This window comes from Arthrobacter sp. YAF17 (genome assembly GCF_052113365.1).
Lineage (GTDB): Bacteria > Actinomycetota > Actinomycetes > Actinomycetales > Micrococcaceae > Arthrobacter.
In genome coordinates, this window is record NZ_JBFRDB010000018.1 from 15,452 (window position 1) to 33,525 (window position 18,074).

Genomic DNA, 18,074 nt, shown 5'->3' on the forward strand with positions numbered 1-18,074 from the left:
GCGCTTGGACGGGGGCCATTCGCAAGGTGGCGCGACGATATGCGAGCACATGTCCATGCGCCCTCAGCCTAAGGACGCCCAGAAACCGTAGTTGCATCCCGAAAACGGCCACGGAGGAAGCTATCCCTTCGCCTTGCGGGGAGCAGGCTGCCCCCAATACCAGAAGACGGCGCCCGACCGATGTTGGCATGATCGAAACCGTTTGAAACAGGCTAATAGTACTCGCGGATGTAGCCGAGCGCATTCTCGAAGACGTCGTTGTCGCGGATCTTGAACTGGACGTACAGCGTCTTGCGTAGTGCTTGACGGACCTCTTGGTCCCCGCGATGGGTCGATTGCCAGCCATCGAACCTCACGGCGCGAACGACCTCGTCGATCCGGTTGACTATATTCTCAACGATGATTGGAGTCGCGTCGGTTTTCAGAGCTTCGAAAAGCTCGGTCAGGGCGGCCTTGCCCTGCTCTTCGCGCGGAACTTCATTGACGGATTTCTCGGCGGCAACGGTGTCGCGGGCCAGCTCCAAGAGTTGGCGAAGGAAGTCCAAGCTGGATTGCTGGATGTCGGCGTACTTCTCGCGAAGAGCGTTAAGCCGCTTGCCTAGTTCGACGAAGACTGGGTTGTTGAGGTGGCGAGCGATGCGGGCAGTGATCTGTTTCTCGATCTCGTCTCGCGGAATGTCCTTGCGCTTACCTTGCATTAGGTCCTCGATGGTCTGTGCATCCAGAACGATCGTCTCGGCGCCCTGCGGGATCTCCACTTGAACGTTTTCGTTGATGAGATCGATCGTCTTCGCGCCGAGAGCATGCCAGACCAGCCGGCCGGTGATGTCGGAAGGCCGGACGGACTCGTAGACGTCTGTCAGCCAGCGGTAGTCGTCGCGATGCGGCGCTAGCATCGGATCGGGACTAAGCGCCTCCCAAAGCTGGGACACGACGCTGTAAGCGAGCCCGAACGCATCCTTCGCTATGTCGTCGGCAATTGCCGACTGAGCCTGGACCAGGCCTTCGTAACCGCCGACGGTCCGATCGACGCCGGGGAAGAACGCAAGCGCTGCGCCGATGGCCGGAGCGAGCTGTTTCTTCAACTCCTCGATGTTGGAGACCACCTGCTGCACTGACTTCTCATCGAACGCCAGCGACTTGGCGACATCATCGAAGATCCCGAGGTAGTCGACGATTAGGCCGTGCGTCTTCTTCGGCGGATAGACACGGTTGGTGCGGGTGATCGCCTGCAGCAGCGTATGTTCCTTGAGTGGCTTGTCGAGGTACTGGCAGTAGAGGATCGGCGCATCAAAGCCGGTGAGCAACTTCGCCGTGACGATGATGATCTTCAGCGGGTCGGCCGGGTCGTTGAACCGGGAGACGATCTGCGCCAGGTCCTCCGCCCCGGGGGTCCACTTCGCCCAGTCGGGTGAGTCGCCGCGGGACTTAGACATCACGATGGTTGCGGCCTCGGGACCGAGATGCTTGTCGAGCTCTTCCTTATACGCGACGCAGGAGGTTTTGTCGTAGACGACTACCTGAGCCTTGAACCCCTCGGGCTCGACCTTGGCCCGGAAGTGGTCGGCGATGTCGGCGGCGATCCTTGCGATGCGCGACGGGGTCTTGATGAGCACCTCGATTGAGGCGGCCTTCCTCGACAGGGTGGTCTTGTCGTTCTCGGACAGGTCCCGGTCGGCAGCGAGCTCCTCGAAGGCGGCGTCGATCGCTTCTTGGTCGATGTGGATCTCTGACAGACGCGGTTCGAAGTGCAGCGGAAGGGTGGCGCCGTCTCGGATCGAGTCATGGAAGGAGTAGCGCGACAGGTACCCGCCCTCGTCGTCCTGCGAGCCGAACCACATGAAGGTGTTGCGGTCCCGCTTGTTGATTGGAGTGCCCGTGAGGCCGAACAGGAACGCATTGGGCAGGGCTTCGCGCATCTTCTGCCCGTAGTCACCTTCCTGTGACCGGTGGGCCTCATCGACCATCGCGATGATGTTGTTGCGCGCGTCGAGCGTACCGGGCGCCTCGCCGAACTTGTGGATCGTCGTGATGATGACCTTGCGAGCACCTTGGCTGAGCAGGGTCTGCAACTGGGACCGTGAGTCGGTCGACACCAACCCGGGGACGTCGGAGGCGTTGAAGGTGCCGGTGATCTGGGTGTCGAGGTCGATGCGATCGACGACGATTAGGATGGTCGGGTTCGTCAGCTCCGCCATGGCGCGCAGCTTCAGTGCGGTGAAGACCATGAGCAGCGACTTGCCCGAGCCTTGGAAGTGCCAGATGAGGCCCTGCTTGATCTTGCCGCGCAGCACGCGCTCAACAATCAGGTTGGTCGCCTGGAACTGCTGGAAACGGGCGATGATCTTGATTTTGCGGTGCTTCTTGTCGGTGGCGTAGATGGTGAAGAACCGCAGGAACTCCAGCACTGCGGCCGGCTTCAGGGCGCCCTCGACCGCTTCCTGTACGGCGACGAGGCCGATCTTGGCCGGGGCGTTCTCGGCAGTGGTTTCTTCACGCCAAGGCCCCCACAGCTCGACGGGCATCCCGACAGTGCCATACCGGAAGTCCTTGCCCTCCGTCGCGAACGAGAACACGTTGGGAACGAAGAATTGCGGGACGCTCTTCTCATAGTCGTCATGCACCTGTGCAGCGCCGTCGATCCAGGTGTACGCCGGGCGCGTCGGCGACTTCGCCTCACCCACGACGAGTGGGAGCCCGTTGCACCACAGCACCAGGTCGAAACGTTTCTCGACACGGCCTTGCTTGAATGTGACTTCGGTCGAAATCACCCAATGGTTCGACGAGTCATCATCCAAGTGGTCGAAGTCAATCAGCCGGACCGTGGTGTGCTCGCCGTTCGGACCGAACGGCATCGACTTCTGCCCCGTGAGCCACGCCATGAACTCCTCGTTCGCCACCACCGGATGCGGGCTTGTTCGAGCTGCAATCAAGACAGCCCGGAGGTTATAGATGACCTCATCGACTTTGTCCGGGTCAGCTTCGATCTCGGGGTTCAGCCGGAGAAGGGCGGCCCCTACTAGGCCTTCCAGCATGACCTCGTCAGTGCGACGCGGAAGCTCGTTGCCCGGCACGAACTGGACATCCCTCGACTGCACCAGGTCACGCACGAAGTCCCGAACCGAGTTCGCCTCATCAAAGTGAGCCATCAATTGCCTCCAAATACTTCGGCGAGCAAGACTGCGCGCAACGTTGTGAGGGCTGTGCATTCCGCGGTGACCTTGCCCCGGGCCACGTCAAGGCCAATGACCTGTTTCACTGCAGCCGCCTGGTCTGCGACCGAAAGAGCAGGGAACGGCTCCGAGACGACTAATACCTTGGACAAATTCTTCTGTGCAGCTCCTGCGCCCTTGTTGCGAAGTTCTCCTTGACGGGACCGCAGCCAGTAGTAGAGAAAGTCGGGGTCGGCCTTTGACGGGTCGGCGACGAGGGCCAGAACTGCTTGATTCGTGCTCATAGGCGCGCCGATTCGCCCCACCTGTCCGCGGGTCTTCCCGTCTCCGTACATAGCAACGACGACCGCGCCTGACGGTACAAGCGAGGCCGCGGATCCTGCCAAGCCCATGTCCGTGATCGACTCTTCGGTCGTCGTGATCCCGTCGCCGACCACTTCGCCAGACTTGAGCCACGGAATGGAGCCGCCGAAGAAGTCCTTATTTGAGCGAAGGGGTGTCGCCCCACTCCGGGCGATGGTTACAACATCGCCGACTGTCACATACGCGTCAGTGTCCACTGCCAGCAGGGGAACTTGGCATGCTTGTATTGGACCGTCAACGGCCGCGACAGCGCGTCGGTGGCGCTCGATAGCCCAGAGGAGGTCGGCAATGCGCTGCTGCTCGTCGAGGGGCGGGAGATCGAACTCGAAGTTCGACAGGTCACGCCAGTTCGTGCGCGGTGACAACGAGCCGGCCGACGTGCCGAGAGCGTGGTCGAAGAAATCGTCGGACTGAACGAGGAACGGCAGGAACCCGGAAAGCAGTTGCGATTCGTCGGCCTCGAGGGTGAGAATGTCGCCGGAGCAAATTGCGTCGAACTCGGCATAGGCGACCTTACGTTGGTAGGCGCGGCGCTTTCCGAAGAGCGTCTGGCCGGGCGTCACACGACGAGTGAAGGTGGTGCCGTCTTCCGGCGAACCCCATCGCATGATCTTGAGCTCGCCGCGGTCAAGGTGCTCCATGGCGACCAGCCGATCAATTCCAGCGGCCTCCGGGTCGCGGATCGTGTCACTGACGTTGCGAACCACATCACCAAAGGCGACGCGCTTCCAAGCTGCCCTGTCGAGGTTGAGACTCATGCCGAAACCTCCGGTCGAAGCAGGGCGAGGACATCGGCGATGGCGGCATCGGAGGCCTCGGCCGCCGCGCGCCAACATGTAAGCGCATCAACGACCTCGATCTGCTCGCCCGAGTCGGCCGCTTTGGCGGCTGCGACATAGAGCGGAATCGCGAGACTGTAGGACTTCTCAGCGATCTGGTCGAGGGTGGCAACAGCAGCGAACTGATCGACGTCCGTGAAGCCGCGGTAGGCGTTGAGAATCCTCTTCTGGTGGGTCTCGCGCAGGAAGGACTGCGCCTGCTCGCGGGCGACCTCGTTAAGCGCGTTGATGAACAGCACCTTGCCCTCGTGCTCGGCGGGCTTGCTGGCACGCAGAGTGATGACGATGGCTTCCATCGGGCTGTTGTAGAAGAGGCCAGCGCCCAGGCCAAGAACGCACTCGATCAGATCCGATTTCACAAGCGCCTCGCGCAGGGCCGCCTCTTCGCGGCGGAAGAGCACACCGTGCGGGAAGAGGATCGCGGCCCGGCCGGTCTTCGGATCGAGGCTCTTGGCGATGTGCTGGAAGAAGGCATAGTCGGCGCGTCCTTGGGGCGGGACGCCCCACATGTTGCGGCCGTAGGAGTCGTTGCTGAACGCCTCGCGGTTCCACTCCTTGATGGAATAGGGCGGGTTGGCGAGCACGACGTCGAAGGTTTGGAGCTGGCCCTTGGCGTCGTGGAACGCCGGCCGCGAGAGCGTATCGCCGTGGGCGATGTGGCCGTCGGTGACGCCGTGGAGGAACAGGTTCATGCGCGCGATCGCCGAGGTCCCATAGTTGAGCTCTTGGCCGTAGAGGCGCAGGTTGCGCCACTCCTTGCCCTGTCGTTTCACCTCGGCGGCGGTGGAGATGAGCATTCCGCCAGTGCCGCACGTGGGGTCGTAGACAGACTCCCCAGGGTGGGGCTCCAGCATGAACGTCATCAGGTGCACCAGAGTGCGGTTGGTGTAGAACTCCTGGGCCGTGTGGCCGGAGTCGTCGGCGAACTTCTTGATGAGGTACTCATAACCGTTGCCGAGCTCGTCCTCGGGCAGGTTTTCGATCGACAACGTCTTCGTCGAGAAGTGCTCGATTAGGTTGGCGAGGGTTGAGTCCGGCAACAGGCTCTTGTTGCCCCAGTCGCCGTCACCGAACACTCCGGGCAGGGTGTCGGGGTTGGCGGATTCGATGGCCCGCATCGCTTTGAGCACGGTGGAACCGATGTCGGTGGTGACAGCGCGGATGTCGTCCCAGTGGCAGCCTGCCGGGATAGCGAAGCGGTGGTTCTCCGGCAGGCTGGAGAGTTCCTCGTCATTGTAGATCTCCATCGCGAAGGCGTGCTCTTCGTCGTAGACGTCGGAGATCCTCTTGAGGAAGACGAGCGGGAAGATGTACTGCTTGTAGTCGCCGGCGTCGATGAGGCCGCGCAGAACGGTGGCGGCACCCCACAAGTAGGACTCCAGTTCGCGCTGGGTGATCCGGGTCGTCACGCGCTTGCCTCCTGCTGCTGGCCGAGTCCCCACTTAGCCAACTCTGCTTGAAGCGCAGCATGGGTTTCGGCTGCAGTGGCATGGGCGGTTTCGAGGTTCACTAGGGCGTCCTTCAGGGTCAGCTTCTCGCCAGTGTCGGCGGGGGCGACGTACAGCGCGATGTTGAGGTTGCGGTCGTTGCCTTCGATTTCATCGAGGCYGACGACCCGCGCCAGGCCGTCGACGTCGTCGTACGCCTCATAAGCGCGCAGCAACTGCTGGGCGTGCTCGGGCTCCAAGGTGTTTTGGTTGCGGCCTCGCTTGAAGAGCTGCTCGCCGTTGACGAACAACACCTTGCCCGGGCGCAGGCGGGGTTTGTCGAGGCAGAGGATCAGGACGCAGGCGGCGAGGCCGGTGCCGTAGAACAGGTTGGGTGCAAGGCCAATAACGGAATCTATGACACCGGATCTGAGTATGTGAGTTCGGATCTTGGCCTCGGCGCCCTGGCGGAACAGCGCGCCCTGAGGCAGGACGACCGCCACACGTCCGGTCTCCGGACGGGCTGAGGTCAGCATGTGTTGGACCCACGCCCAATCGGCGTATCCCTTCGGCGGCACGCCCCCGAGGCTGTTGCGGCCCCATTTGTCAGAGCCCCACTCGCTCTCGCCCCAGTTCTTCAGGGAGAACGGAGGGTTGGCGACCACACAGTCGAACTGGGCCAGATGGTTGCCGGAGTAGAAGGCCGGGCTGCGCAAGGTGTCTTCGCGGATGATCTGGAAGTCCTCGACGCCGTGGAGCAGCAGGTTCATGCGTGCGATCGCCGACGTGGCGAGAACCTTCTCTTGGCCATAGAGCTTGCCCCACAAGGTCTTCGGGTTGCCGCCGGATGACTTCACGTGCTCGATGACCTCGATAAGCATGCCTCCCGTGCCGCAGGCTGGATCATAGACGCTTTCTCCCTCGAGGGGGTTGAGGATGTTGATGAGCAGGTTCACGACTGAGCGGGGCGTATAGTACTCACCGGCCTTCTTGTTCGACTGGTCGGCGAAGCGCTTGATGAGATATTCGTACGCGTTGCCGAAGACATCAGGGGAAACGGCGGCGTTAGAAAGGGCCCGGGTCGAGAAGTGTTCGATCAAGGCCGCGATTTTGCGGTCAGGCAACTTGTCCTTGTTGGTCCAGTTGGCGTTACCGAAAATGCCGTAGAGCGTCTCGGGGTTGGCCTTTTCGATCTCCCGGAACGCGGTCTGCAGAGCCGTGCCGATATTCTCGGTCCGGCTACGGACGTCCTCCCAGAGGTGACCTTTGGGGATGGCGAAACGATGGTTCTCGGCGAACGATGCGTACTCATGGTCCCCCCCGGACTCCTCCAGCGCCTGCCCGAATTCTTCCATATAGACATCGCAGACTCGCTTGAAGAACATCAGCGGGAAAATGTACGCTTTGAAATCGGCCTGATCGATACTGCCACGCAGCAGGTCAGCCGCCTTGGCCAGATAGCTCTCGAGCTCGGATAGTGACAGCTGTTGAGCTGCCACAAGGAAGCGGCTCGCGTACTCCCGTGCCTCGTGTTCAGTCACTCTTTTCCTTCTGTATCAGACGTTTGCTTTTCATGGCGCGCTGGCAAAATCTTGCCGCTGAGGTCCTTGTTGGGAGCCTTCAATGTCCGACGAGCCACAGCATTCCTGGTGTCTTCATCTGGGGCCGGAGTCGCCCCTTGGATCTTAGCCGCAACTCGCGAGCGTGTACGCCGAGAATTCATCAGCGGAGCGTTGTAACGTACAGCGTCCAAGAGGGAAAGCCGAGCCGTCTTCGCCTCTGCAGCCAAATATTCGGCGTGCTCCCTAAGCGTCATGAGTGACCGCACGGCGCTCTCGATCTTCTCCTGGTCTGATCTCGGCACCAAGGGTACCTCGAGGTCACGTATCGAAGCGCGTTGAATGGTGCTGCCGCCCTGAAAGCGCCCGTTCCAACTTCCTGTTAGCATCATCGCGAGGTAACTGGGTGAGAGCACCTCGTGATCCCGCACACGTAGCCGGTAGACGCCAGTCGAAGGCAGGTGCCCGCCTACCTTGTCCACACGAGCACGGATCGTATTCATGGTTGTCGTCAATACGTCACCTTCAAGGGTTTGGTCGGAATACCCCGTATAGTCCGCATCGATGCCTGTCTCTAGCAGAGTGCCGTCGCGAATGTCAGCGGCCGTTGCTATTCTCTGGCGAAGTTCCTCCGGCGCTTCCGCATAGCGTTCTTTTGGTCGACCAGGCCGGAGATCAAGAACGCCTTGATCGATCAGGTCACCAATCGTCATGACACGTGACGCCGGAAAAGCGTCAAGGTAATCGAAGGCAAACGAGTCGCTCTTCAGTCGAAGAAGAGTGTCACTAATGGCGGCCGAGCTACCGGCGAAAGCCTCAGTGACCTCACTCGGCTCACGTTCGACTCGGTCAATCCACCGGTGAGGCGTGAGTACAGAATCCGCAGCCAGGACATCAGTGGTCGGTACCGTAATGTTTTCAACCTGACGACGAGAAGCCGGTTCCGTGAGCCACGCCGCGATGTCCGCCTCCGGGCTGACTGCCGTTGAAGCGTCGATGAACAGAATCTTCGCAGTACGCACTCCGATAACAGGCCGCCTTAGGACCCAAAGTGCCAGGGGAATAGAGGTGTGGGGAAGTAACTTACCCGGCAACCCCACAACAGCCTCGACGCAACCGCGACGCACAAGTTCAGTTCGTATCTTTCCTTCCTCGCCTCCACGGAAGAGGGGACCTGCCGGGCTGAGGACATAAGCGCGCCCCGTATCGGTCAGATGGGATACCGCATGCTGAAGCCATGCAGTGTCTGCCGAAGACCTCGGTGGTGTTCCAAAGTGAAATCGAGCGTCAGTTAGGCGCGCAGGCACTTCTAATCGAACCCCAAATGGGGGCTCTAGGAGAATTACATCTGCCTGGAGAGCGGGTTCAATGTCTTCAGATAGAACGTCAGTCTGACTTAGTTCGAGGGCAACCCCACGCAATTTTGCTCGCATTGAAGCGATCCGCAATGCACGACTATTGATGTCGTGACCAATGAGTCTCGCTGGCCGCGCCCCGAGCATCACCGATTCTATGAGCGCGGCGCCGATCCCACATGCGGGATCGTAAAGCACATTGCCCTGCTTGGCTGCCGCCAAACTGGCAAGAATTCTCGTAGTACGCGAACCAACGAAACCGAAATCTGCACCTGCCTTTCCCTGCGCCTTGGCGAGGCGTTCAAGGGCGAAATCAGCTGCAGCAGCAAGATTCTTAACATCGACGCTTTCGATGGCTTCCTGCAGCTTCTCGAGTGTTTCAGATGCCACCTGAGGAATGTCGATGTCGGGTGCGTAGCCGGTCTTACGGCTGACTGCGAGCGATAGCACCAGTTCAGCGGCCTCATCAGCGGAAAGGCGTCCGCGTACGAGATTGAGCGCCGCCCATACATTTGTCTCCCCAGCATCCTCTATTGGCTTGTGTCCGCGCGGTTCAAGCCATGCAATAACTGCTCGGCGGGAGAACAATGGCTTAGCGGGAGTGCCGGCGACCGCTTCAGGAAAGTCGTGCGTACGCTTGCGCCAATTACTCACAGCTCCCCTAGACACTCCTGCCATGTCTGCAATGTCACTTGGCGAGACTAGGCCCTGATCTGGATGATTCATCAAGCCACACCCTCAAGATAGGCAGCCGCGGGGTCGAGGAACAAAGTACGGCCGGCAGCCAGCCGCAACCGCTTCGAACAAGAACCCGCCAAGGCGACGACCGTCACATCGATTCCGTGAGCCCCAAGGGCTGCTACGGCTTCACTGAAAATTCCATCGCCAGAGACCACTACAACCTCATCAAAGCGCTCCTCGACCCTCTCCGAAGAGAGAACGTCCAACAGCGCCAAATCTGCGCCGTCCTGGCCAGAGCCCATGACGAGGCGCGATCCCGGCCAGCAGAGACCCGCGGCAAGGAGGGCGGTGGGTCCAATTCCAATGATGACTTGCTCGGCAGAACTGAGGCGCAAAGCCCTGCTTATCAACCGCCGTGCTTCAGCTGCGTCTTCAACCGTCATACGGGCCCCTCCTACGACGTTCTCAAGGTCCACCAGGACCAAGCGGCGCCCCCTTACTGCCCAAGTCTTTCCGTTGGACACGAGAGGCTTGCATGTAAACCTTACCCTAGGGCACAGTTTGTGTGAATCAGATTTTCTAATGTTTTTCATGTCATTACTCTAAGGTCGTCGCTTACCGTTGTCAAGTGTAAATCGTATTCACAAGGAAATATGAGAGGAACGGGTTCACAGGCTGATCTCTTGTTCCTGGATTCTTGTCGCTGAGTGCCGCCACGCAGGACTTGAGAGCGGATGGCCTGCCGGACTCCTGCGTGTCATCAACGTGTTTGGCCGGTGGCCAAAGCGGCCAGACTTTCGGTCGCATGAAGAGGGAAGGAGGATAAGTCGTGAGGTCATAGATGACTAACGTCGTGCGCACGAGTCGGCCGCAGTTGTGGCGGACGAACTGTTCCTCGTCGATTGGATCCCCTCCACGAAAACGCTTGAGATGAAGTAACACGCATCCATCTGCGCTCACCTGCAGCAAGTCGTTTTCCGCTGGCATGCCATCAGAGCCCGTACTGGCACAGGCCAAGGATTTGCTCAATATTGACGCCGCTTCGCTCTCCCTGGTCTCCTCGTGTCATAGGGTCCATAGGGGGCCGCTCGCAGCAACGAAGGATCCTCCGTGACGTGATCCATCCGACCGATAGAAGCGAGTCCACGAACCCAATGACCTCCCTCATCTCCTGGCTCGACGCGTCCACTGAGGAAAACTCGAAGATGCGCGAGCTCGTAAAGCTCTTCGGCACGCCGGAAACCACTGATGACCTCGGCATGGGGCAGCTTCGGGACGCGATTAGCAACAGCCTGTTCCCTGGCACCTCCGTGCTGCACCTGGGCGCGCGCTACATGCTCCTCGTCCCGTGGGCCTATCAAACCGCCCACCGCAGCACACGGAACCCGGATGACCTGCGGAAGCGGTCCGAGGAATCAGAGCGGCAGCTAATCGGCCGACTCAAGGAAATCGGGGAGGAAAGCTACATCGGCCGCGACGCAGGCCGGAACGTGATGCAGCTTCCCTCCGCCGCGTACTGGACCGCGCTGCGCACCTACGGCATCGTCAGCCCGGACACCGACCGCTCCGCCGTCGCCCAGCTCATGTGCGCAGACGCCCCCGCACCGGAAGACGGCGAAAACAGCTACTCGGTCTGGAACCAGACTCTCCCCAAGCCGCCAGCTGGGTTCCCGCAAACGGAGGACCGCGGTCTGACGCTGTCCCACGAAGAGGCACGCTGGCTCCAGGAACGCATCCTGACCACCTGCGCCGGCACCATGCTGGCCCACGTCGTCGGCTCCGATGTCAGCCCCACCCCCGGGCTCTGGGCGCCCTGGCTGGACCCGGCGTGCCGAAGCGCGGAAGGTGACCCCGCGCAGTGGCTCAAGAACGCAGAGGCGTTCTCCTTCATCCATAACGGCGCCACTATCCTTTACCAGCACCTGCTCGCCGAGCTCTCAGCGAGCGTCTTCACCGCCGGGGCGGACACCCTGGAGCCTACGCAGGAACTCCTTGCGGCGTGGGAGGACCAGCGGGACAGCAAACGCGATCTCCTCGCCGGCTGGGACGTCGACGGCTTCATCGACCGCGCCACGGCCCTGAACCGCGGCATCAACAGCAACACCGCCGGCTTCGCGCGGGCCATGGCCGAGGCAGCCACTAGCCCCGGAAAACTGATCGACAACACAGACTTCCGTGCCGCCGTCGAAACCCGAGAAAAGCTCATGAAGAAGTCCAACTCGCGGTTCCGCAACGAACGCCGGCTCCGCGCCTGGCAGCCGCCCGCCCGGGTGGCAGCCCTGACGTTCCGCTGGACGCAAGTGCGCCGGAATGCCCTGGACATCCATGCAGGGCTCGCACTGGAAGGGCAGTTGAATGCTTGAGGCAGCAAACAGGCAGGCGCTCACCCAGCAGCTGCGCCCACCGGCAGGATTCCGGCTCTCCCACGCGGTGGGCACCACCTTCACCCTGGATATGACCAGCGCCCTGTCGGTACCGCTGAGCTTCGTTGCGGGTTCCGGCGAGGAATTCACCAACCCGGTGGCGGTACTCAGCGCCCTGCGCAAAGTCTCCGACCGCGTCGACATCTTCTGCCAAGCCGGCCACATCAAGGCACCCTCGGACGCCTCGGACCTGCTCGCGCTGCTGGAGCCGATGGTCCACCAGGTCAGCGTCCGGCGCGGGCTGTTCCACCCGAAGGTCTGGCTCCTCGAATTCGAGAACGACACCGAGCGCCGTTACCGCTTCCTGTGCAGCAGCCGCAACCTCACCACCGACGCCAGCTGGGACCTCCTCGTCCGGCTGGACGGCGAACCCGTGCAGGACGCCGGGGATGCCGGGCCGGACAGCGGGCCCCTGGCGCGCTTCATCGCCGGGCTCCCCGACCTCTGCACCGTGACGCCCGACGCCGGACGGCTGGCTAGGGTGCGCGGGCTCGCCTCCCGCCTGGCGGACGTCCGCTGGGAGTTGCCGGAGGATATCCACCGCCTGGCCTTCCGGCCGATGGGCATGGGCGAAGACTTCGAACAGGGCTCGATCGCGGCGCATCTCCGCGACCCGGAGAACTTCATCGCGCTCAACAACAAGACCGGAGACCGGGCGCACCTAGGTCGGGACAAGCTGGTCATCTCCCCCTTCCTCGATGACAAGCTGATCGGCCGGCTCCGGGACAAATGGACAGACAACCTCTACGTCTATTCGCGCGACGATCAGCTGGACCTTCTCCAGCAACAGACGGTCGCTGATACCCATACCTCGTTCAAAGTTTTTGACGAGCTCGGCATCCCCGAATCGTCAGAGTCAGGGCAGAGCGATGTGGACGAGTCCGGGGTACAGCGGGTCGCCGATGATCTGACCGGCCTGCATGCGAAGGCGTACTTCTGCGACTACAACCACTTCACCTACGCGCTCCTGGGCTCCGCCAACGCCACCGAAGCGGGTTTCACTAGGAACGTGGAGTTCCTGCTGGAAATGCGGGGAGCAAAGAAGCGCCTGGGGGTGCAGCGCATCCGGGAAAGCCTTAAGGACGTGCCCTTCGCCGATTATCTGGGCACGGGCGGCGCAGCCCGCTCGGAAGAGGACGTGGCCGCGTTCCGGCTGGAAAACGCCCTGCGGGAGGCCGCCGCGCAGCGGTTCCTCCTCGACGCCGTCCCCGACGGCGATGCCAAAAACACGTTCAACGTGACCGTCACGCATGACTGGTCGCCGAAGCCCGAGTTCACTGCAAAGTTACGGCTCCTTTCGCTCGCCCAGCCGAGCGCCGTCGTCGAGCCCTCCGGCGCCCAGCACGAACATGTCTTCCGCGCCATCCCGCTGGCTGATGTGACGCCTTACCTGGTGCTCACGCTGGAGGACCCGGCGGCCGGGCTGTCCAAGAGCACGGTGATCCAGGGCCGTCTGCGCACCGATCCTGCGGGACGCCTGGATGAGATCATCGCCCGCCAGCTGGACGACCCGCAGAAGCTTCGCCAGTTCCTGTTGTTGTTCCTTACCCCGGAAGACGCCCTGCCTGGGTCCGGGACGGGCACAGGGTGGTTCGCCGGTTCAGAGTTCGGCGACGGCTCCACCGCCGGGCTCTTCGAAGCGATGGTAGGCGCGATGGCGGGGCCGGACGCTGGCTCGGTCTTCCCGGATCTGAAGGTGGTCATGGACCGGCTGCTCGCCCTTCGCGGCGATGACCCGGAGATTCAGCAGCTGCACGCGCTCTGGACGGCAGCCACCGAAGCATTGGACATAGGGGAACTTCATGGGGTTTGACGCAACGCCCGCGCTGGACGGACTGAGGGGCTTTCAGCGCCGGACCGTGGAACATGTCTTCAAGCGCCTTTACCTGGATGACCAGCCGGCGGACCGCTTCCTCGTCGCGGACGAGACCGGGCTGGGCAAGAGCATGGTGGCCCGCGGCGTCATTGCCAAGGCCATTGAGCTGCTCGACCGGCCCGACTCCGGGGTGAACCGCATCGACGTCGTCTATGTCTGCTCCAACGCTGACCTGGCCAAGCAGAACCTCGGCCGGCTGAACGTCACCGGACAGAAGGACATCATCGAGTCCGGCCGGCTGACACTGCTGCCCACCGAGCTGGCCAAGCTCAACGCTCCGGCCGCGCCGGGAACACGGAAGCGCGTCAACTTCATCTCGCTGACTCCGGGCACGTCCTTCAACGTCGGCGGCGCCACCGGCCAGGCCAAGGAACGGGCTGTGCTCTTCCGCATCATTGCGCAGCTTGGGGTCATCGGCGAGGAACAGCACGACGACGCCGTCGAGCTCCTGCGCGCGGGCGCCTCCCCACAGAATTTCGCGCGCCGCGTCCAGTACATGCACGAGCAGTTCCCGGACGGCTTCGCCGTCGCCGTGCGGAACCGCTTCCGCACGCTGGCGCACCAAAGCGGCAACCTGCCCGCCTTCCGCAAGGCCCTGCGCGAAGCAACGCACGATGGGGCGGAGACGGTCCGGCCCCGCATGAGCGCCATCATCGGCGGACTCCGGGGAGACCTGGCGCAAGCCGGGCTTGATTGTCTGGAACCGGACCTGATCATCCTGGACGAGTTCCAACGCTTCCGCGATCTGCTCTACTCCCCCGGCACCGCGCCCGACGACGAGGATTCCGCGGCGGAGCTCGCACGGCAATTCCTGAACTACAAGGGCGCCAAACTGATCCTGCTATCGGCCACGCCATACAAGGCGCACACCGGAGCGAACGAGGAAGACGGCGACGACCACGCCGCAGACTTCCGGCAGCTGCTGCGTTTCCTGAGCAGCGAACGGCCAGGCTACATGGAAAGCCTCGAGGCAGACCTCGACGGCCGCCGGACCCAGCTGCTAAAGCAGATCCCGGACGATGCGCTCACGCACCGCATTGAGGACGGCCTGAAGCTGTTCATGAGCCGCACGGAGCGGCCCCAGCTGGGCAAAGACGACATGCTGTCCGTGCTCGAGATGGCACCCACGGATGTCCGCGCCGGGGATCTCACCAGCTACAAGTCCCTCTCCGCTTTGTTCCGGGCAGCCCGCACCGGCAATCCGATGGAGTACTGGAAGTCCGTGCCGATGTTCGCGCACTTCCTGACCGACTACAAAGTTGGCAGGATGCTGGACGGCAGGATCCACTGCGACCGCGAAGCCGTTGACCCGGTGCTGCCGGCCCTAACCACCATCGATCCAGATGCCTATCGCCGATATGGGCCCGTGGAGACTGATAACGCCAAATTCCGGGCCGTGCGCGAACACACCGTCGGGCAGGGCTGGTGGAAGCTGCTGTGGATGCCGCCGTCACTCCCCTATGTTGAGCCCTCCGCTGCTTTCGCTGAGGTGGGCCCGGATGTCACCAAGCAACTGGTCTTCTCGGCGTGGAACGCTGCCCCAACGGCGATCACCACGATGCTCTCTTACGAGGCCGAACGTCAGATCCTCGAGGGTTCGCTGCTGCACGGTGAAAATTCGGCCGAGGCCCGCAAGCGTTTCCGTGGCAGGCTCAGGTTCCGCGTCCGTGACGGCGAACCCCAGGCCATGTCCACGCTGGCATTGTTCATCCCCCACGCCGCCCTGGCACTGGCGGGAGACCCGTTGGAGACTGCCTCCATGAGCGGTTCCCTCGTGGCCGGAGACGCAGTGCGGGATGCCGCCGCAGCGGCCGGCACAGCCATGGTTGGGGGCGCTGCGGTCGACCCGGCCAGCCGGCTCGGTGCCTGGGCGTCCTATTTCTCAGTGCCAGGCGGTCTGCCAACCGAGTGGAACGACGATGCGAAGCTGGCGGCGCGGGAGCTGCGGCAGCTGGACGAGTTCACCCAGCAGCACGGCAAGGCCTCGGACGGCGGGGACACCGAGCACGAAGGTGGCTCCGAGGCCGGGCTCTACCTTGCCCACGTTGACCGGATGCTGGAGGCGTCCACCGGCGGGCCGGCCGGCTGGGAGGACGGCCTGGAAGATCTGGCCGTTAACTCCCCCGCCAACTGCCTCTACCGTGCGCTGAGGCGTGTGGTGCCGGACGAGTTCGATGGCGCGGCGCTGTGGAAGGCTGCCGTGTTCGCGGCTACCGGTCTGCGCACGCTGTTCAACCGCCTTGATGCCACCGAGCTGCTGGACAAGCTCTACCCCGAAGGCGATTACTGGCAGAAGGTCCTGCGCTACTGCGAGGCCGGAAACCTCCAGGCCGTGCTGGATGAGTATGTCTTCCAGCTCCGCAGCCAGCAGGCTCCGGGGGATGTCACCGCCGAGCAGCTGTGGGCGCTGGCCGACGACATCCGGCGCGCCCTGTCGCTCAAGCCCGCGCAGATGCTGGCCAAGTATCCCGACGAGTCACACGAGGATCTCCGGATGGGTGTCCGCTTCGCCGTCCGGTACAGCAACGCCAAGACGGACGACGGCGACAGCAACCGTATGCCCGACGTCCGCAGGGCGTTCAACAGCCCGTTCTGGCCGTTCGTCCTGGCCTCGACGTCCGTCGGGCAGGAAGGCATCGACTTCCACTGGTGGGCCCACTCCGTCATCCACTGGAACGTGCCAGGAAACCCCGTTGACTTCGAACAGCGGGAGGGCCGGGTGCACCGGTATTTGGGTCATGCCGTGCGGAAGAACGTTGCGGAAGCACATGGCGCTGAAGTGCTCAAGCCCGGGGTCACAGACCCGTGGGAGACACTGTTCTCCGTTGCCGCAGCTGACGTTGCGGCACACCCGGAAGATTCCAGTACTGAGTTTGCTCCGCACTGGATCCATCCAGGAGCGCACAAGATCGAGCGTCGGCTGCTGGACCACCCCCTGAGCCGCGACGTGCCCCGAACCAAGCACATGCTGGCCGGCCTGGCGAAGTACCGGCTGACGCTGGGTCAGGCCCGTCAGGATGACTTGCTGGGGTTGATCAAGGATGGTGGGGAGATCAAGCCGCTGAATTTGCGACCCTAGGAGCATTGTTGAGATACATGACTGCCGGAGGTCCTAAACATTTCGTCGCAGTCACGCCTCCCGCCGGGAGAATGAATTCTACATCTGCCTCCCAGAGCCAAGTGTAGAACTCAGCTGATCTAGCCGGATTCAGCTGAGACGTTCCGAGGCATCTTTTTGGGCCGATCACGAACCCTCTCACGGCAGCGATCGAGCTTCTTTGGTCGCCCGTCGCTGGCGGGCTCGGGCACCTCGATTCACCGCACTGTTTGACCCAATTGCCACGACTACAGTGCAGTCACCACGTCCGGCGAACACCAGCCAGGGCGCTAGCTACTGAGATACGACCTCCTCGTGAGCTCCTCCACCGTGGACCACGGGGAGTCCGGGGTCACTCTCAATTCCAAGTCCCCGGTTCCGTAATGACCTATATTCGTGACGTCGCGTAGGAAGCCTTCCTCTAGCTGCACCTCGTCCGGGTTGAGGCGCAAGAAGATGAGTAATTCATTTGCCGAAGGATGGACTTCGACGCACGCAAAATTTTTCAATCTTCGGAAGGCAAAGTAAGTGGCATTCTCTTTTTTTGACACATCATCACCTAAGGCCAGGGCAAAAGTTTCAAACGCTTCATAAAGAGCAGCAAGAGGGGAGGCTGCTTGCGTTAACTTCTGGGCGACCGTCTTTGATTTGTTAAAAAGCTTCGGCGCAGGATTCGCATTTTTACCGACCAAATCCTCTGCAGTAGTTGAAATTTTCTTCACGGGACTTGAAGATGACGTGACCGAGGAAACTAGTTCGATGGCGACGAACTTCGACCCAAAATCGCGATATCGCACAAGTTCAATATTTCTGTCGATCTGTCTCACCGCGTACTCGTCGTAGCGCGTGAAGTCGTTCGCCACGCAGATTAGGCGCGGCGTCGACCAGTCGATTTCATCGGCTAGATGGGCACCGAGCTTCTTCTGAACGAGATAACGGAACTCCGCCTGATGGTCCATAAGCCAATCCAAATAGAAAAGCCCCTGGTTTATGACGCTTTCATGCATTGTGCGCTTGTATTCAAAAATTACGGGCGATAAATTTTCATCCAGACCTAGAGAGTCTATCCGCCCTCGATGCACTTTGCCGGTGGAATATTCGCGCGCGAGAAAGTGGATGCCAAACATAGTCTGCATGTTCTCTTCGATGAGGAGCTGTAGAGACTTCTCGAGGGCAACAGACTGGGAAACCAACTCCGTGGCCGCACCGTCCAGAACTTCGAACAATTTCAAGTCAGTCATTCGTCACTTTCTTCTTTTCGGACCGCTGCATAGTATCGAG

Annotated in this window: 10 protein-coding genes; 3 read left to right on the top strand and 7 right to left on the bottom strand. The window is 61.7% G+C overall.

Annotated elements, in window-relative coordinates; all coding sequences use genetic code 11:
* Nucleotides 1-212 precede the first annotated feature (212 nt).
* From AB4Y67_RS15070 to AB4Y67_RS15095, 6 genes are all read right to left on the bottom strand, one after another.
* Entirely contained in the window at nt 213-3,149 is a 2,937-nt protein-coding gene (locus AB4Y67_RS15070; protein ID WP_441406578.1) for a type I restriction endonuclease subunit R, read from the bottom strand.
* On the bottom strand, nt 3,149-4,294 hold the full coding sequence (locus AB4Y67_RS15075) for a restriction endonuclease subunit S (RefSeq protein WP_441406579.1): 1,146 nt from the start codon (nt 4,292-4,294) through the stop codon (nt 3,149-3,151). Before AB4Y67_RS15075 ends, AB4Y67_RS15070 begins: the two co-directional genes overlap by 1 nt.
* Entirely contained in the window at nt 4,291-5,784 is a 1,494-nt protein-coding gene (locus AB4Y67_RS15080; RefSeq protein WP_441406580.1) for a type I restriction-modification system subunit M, read from the bottom strand. Before AB4Y67_RS15080 ends, AB4Y67_RS15075 begins: the two co-directional genes overlap by 4 nt.
* On the bottom strand, nt 5,781-7,343 hold the full coding sequence (locus AB4Y67_RS15085; RefSeq protein ID WP_441406581.1) for an N-6 DNA methylase: 1,563 nt from the start codon (nt 7,341-7,343) through the stop codon (nt 5,781-5,783). The genes AB4Y67_RS15080 and AB4Y67_RS15085 overlap by 4 nt, the downstream gene beginning before the upstream one ends.
* Complete coding sequence (locus tag AB4Y67_RS15090) at nt 7,340-9,370, bottom strand: N-6 DNA methylase (protein ID WP_441406582.1); 2,031 nt, start codon at nt 9,368-9,370, stop codon at nt 7,340-7,342. Before AB4Y67_RS15090 ends, AB4Y67_RS15085 begins: the two co-directional genes overlap by 4 nt.
* A gap of 71 nt (nt 9,371-9,441) precedes the next feature.
* The gene (locus tag AB4Y67_RS15095; RefSeq protein ID WP_441406583.1) at nt 9,442-9,840 is read right to left on the bottom strand and encodes an NYN domain-containing protein; all 399 of its coding nucleotides are present in this window, start codon (nt 9,838-9,840) and stop codon (nt 9,442-9,444) included.
* A 672-nt stretch (nt 9,841-10,512) separates the two neighbouring features.
* Between AB4Y67_RS15095 and AB4Y67_RS15100 the strand changes: the two genes are divergently transcribed.
* Genes AB4Y67_RS15100 through AB4Y67_RS15110 form a run of 3 tightly spaced genes read left to right on the top strand, consistent with a single transcriptional unit; the run spans nt 10,513 to nt 16,775 of the window.
* The gene (locus AB4Y67_RS15100) at nt 10,513-11,760 is read left to right on the top strand and encodes a DUF6361 family protein (protein ID WP_441406584.1); all 1,248 of its coding nucleotides are present in this window, start codon (nt 10,513-10,515) and stop codon (nt 11,758-11,760) included.
* Complete coding sequence (locus AB4Y67_RS15105) at nt 11,753-13,633, top strand: hypothetical protein (protein ID WP_441406585.1); 1,881 nt, start codon at nt 11,753-11,755, stop codon at nt 13,631-13,633. The genes AB4Y67_RS15100 and AB4Y67_RS15105 overlap by 8 nt, the downstream gene beginning before the upstream one ends.
* Nucleotides 13,623-16,775 carry a DEAD/DEAH box helicase gene (locus AB4Y67_RS15110; protein ID WP_441406586.1) on the top strand — a complete coding sequence of 1,051 codons (3,153 nt, stop codon included), beginning with the start codon at nt 13,623-13,625 and terminating at the stop codon, nt 16,773-16,775. The genes AB4Y67_RS15105 and AB4Y67_RS15110 overlap by 11 nt, the downstream gene beginning before the upstream one ends.
* 308 nt (nt 16,776-17,083) lie before the next feature.
* Here AB4Y67_RS15110 and AB4Y67_RS15115 read toward each other — a convergent pair whose 3' ends face one another.
* Nucleotides 17,084-18,034, bottom strand: coding sequence for a DUF5655 domain-containing protein (locus AB4Y67_RS15115; protein ID WP_441406587.1), 951 nt, complete (start codon nt 18,032-18,034; stop codon nt 17,084-17,086).
* Between the last annotated feature and the right edge of the window lie 40 nt (nt 18,035-18,074).

What these genes read in the sequence shown, in the direction of transcription:
- AB4Y67_RS15075 (WP_441406579.1), bottom strand. Translation starts at nt 4,294, where the DNA reads ATGAGTCTCAACCTCGACAGGGCAGCTTGGAAGCGCGTCGCCTTTGGT.
- AB4Y67_RS15105 (WP_441406585.1), top strand. Translation starts at nt 11,753, where the DNA reads ATGCTTGAGGCAGCAAACAGGCAGGCGCTCACCCAGCAGCTGCGCCCA.
- AB4Y67_RS15070 (WP_441406578.1), bottom strand. Translation starts at nt 3,149, where the DNA reads ATGGCTCACTTTGATGAGGCGAACTCGGTTCGGGACTTCGTGCGTGAC.
- AB4Y67_RS15095 (WP_441406583.1), bottom strand. Translation starts at nt 9,840, where the DNA reads ATGACGGTTGAAGACGCAGCTGAAGCACGGCGGTTGATAAGCAGGGCT.
- AB4Y67_RS15115 (WP_441406587.1), bottom strand. Translation starts at nt 18,034, where the DNA reads ATGACTGACTTGAAATTGTTCGAAGTTCTGGACGGTGCGGCCACGGAG.
- AB4Y67_RS15110 (WP_441406586.1), top strand. Translation starts at nt 13,623, where the DNA reads ATGGGGTTTGACGCAACGCCCGCGCTGGACGGACTGAGGGGCTTTCAG.